The sequence below is a fragment of the Paracoccus sp. Z118 genome (assembly GCF_019061185.1).
Taxonomy (GTDB): Bacteria; Pseudomonadota; Alphaproteobacteria; order Rhodobacterales; family Rhodobacteraceae; genus Paracoccus.
In genome coordinates, this window is the sequence record NZ_JAHQZU010000086.1 from 1 (window position 1) to 1,541 (window position 1,541).

The window sequence follows — 1,541 nt, forward strand, 5'->3', positions numbered from 1 at the left end:
ACGGACACCCGCAAAGCGCCATCGAAGACCTCATGCCCTGGCGCTTCAACCAGCCGTCAAGCATCGCCGCATAGGGCAACGACCTCGCGCTTACGCTGAACGAAGTTCAGCTGCTTGTTCGAAGTCGTCGCCCAGAAATCCTGGCGGTTGTAGGTCAGGTCCCCCTCGGCTTGGGATTGATCGAATCCGGCCGGTGGACCGAGGCCGCGGAACTGGTGCTCTGGCGTGTGCAGCCGGATGAGTGGCGGATGGAGATCGCCAATGATCCGCGTTTCGCCGCAGCCGTCGACCGGGCAGTCACCACCATGCCCTCAGACATCCGCGCCGAGCTGCTCCGCCTCGTGACGATCACGGAAGAGGATCTTGCGACAGCGCTGGCCCGGCGACGCGCCTATCAGGCCGAGACGATCGCCGGACACGGTCCTGTCCGGATCAGTCGCCAGCCACTTACCCTGGATTCCGTGCGGAAAGGGCAGTCCTTCGTCCGCCGGAACGAACTGGACTGGCGGTTCTTCACCCGGTGGCGGATGCCCGGCGGTTGGCTGACGCCGGAGGAGCAGTCGCGGGCCCTGGAGATCTTCCATGATCCCTTGGCCATCATGATGCGGCGGGCGGTGATCGCCCGGCTCTGGCCGGACCAGCCCTGGATGGCGGAGTGAGCAGCGTCAGAGCCGCGCCTCGACCCACGCAGCGGCGGGATCGGACTGCCATCCTTCGACGATCTGGCAATATCGCGGGGTGCTGGCGGGCTCAACGCGAAGCGGAAGATCGCCGCGACCTCAGCCCGGCCGGAAGCTAGCGCCGTGCCATGAGGAAGGCGGTCAGCCTAAGCTGCGCGGCCACTTTTCCGGCCGGATCCCCAACCACATATTCTTTTTCACAACAGCCTTTTGCTGCGTCCGTGCTGCGCCGGCGGGGCCCTTGGCCTTTCCCTACCTCGGAAGCTGCCACGAACCGGCTGCGGAACGGAGTTGTCCACAATGAACCGCCCGAAAGCCCTTTCTGCGGCAGGTTTTCACCTGCCGTGCCCGCTCGTCCGGGCCCCCATGCACTATACTGATCCCGAGAGCAGCGGATCCAGGTCCCACCACCGCAACATCGAGATCAGCCGCCGGAGGACGCTTCCGGGCGGATCGGAGAGGCACGTCACGTGGCAACTGGCGCCAAGAGGAACAACAGGAACGCCGACGGCACCACGTCGCCGGTTTCCCTTGCGTTGGTCGATCTGCCGCTCCAGCATCGGGAGCAACTGCTCCAGCTTGTCCGCGCTGTCGCCCGCGACGCAGCCCGCATGGATCATGCTGCTGATGCACGCAGCCCGGCCGACTGAGCTGCGGCAAACCTTCGCCCCTCAGGAGGAAACGGCCCATGACCCTTCGTGTCGCCATCTATGCCCGTTATTCGACCGACATGCAGAGTGCCTCGTCGATCGAGGACCAGATCCGTCTCTGCCGCGAGCGCGCCGATCGCGAAGGCTGGCAGATCGTGGGCACCTATGAGGATGCCGCGACGTCCGGCGCCTCGCTGCTGCGACCCGGCAT

3 protein-coding genes are annotated in these 1,541 nt (G+C 65.5%); all 3 read left to right on the forward strand.

From position 1 onward, the window contains the following. Nucleotides 1-170: 170 nt before the first annotated feature. The gene (locus KTN05_RS17525) at nt 171-659 is read left to right on the forward strand and encodes a hypothetical protein (RefSeq protein WP_217330651.1); all 489 of its coding nucleotides are present in this window, start codon (nt 171-173) and stop codon (nt 657-659) included. Between the two features lie 491 nt (nt 660-1,150). Next, nucleotides 1,151-1,330 carry a hypothetical protein gene (locus KTN05_RS17530; RefSeq protein ID WP_217330652.1) on the forward strand — a complete coding sequence of 60 codons (180 nt, stop codon included), beginning with the start codon at nt 1,151-1,153 and terminating at the stop codon, nt 1,328-1,330. Nucleotides 1,331-1,368: 38 nt separating this feature from the next. Further along, nucleotides 1,369-1,541 (forward strand): recombinase family protein (locus KTN05_RS17535; protein ID WP_217330653.1); only part of this gene is annotated, 173 nt, incomplete at its 3' end.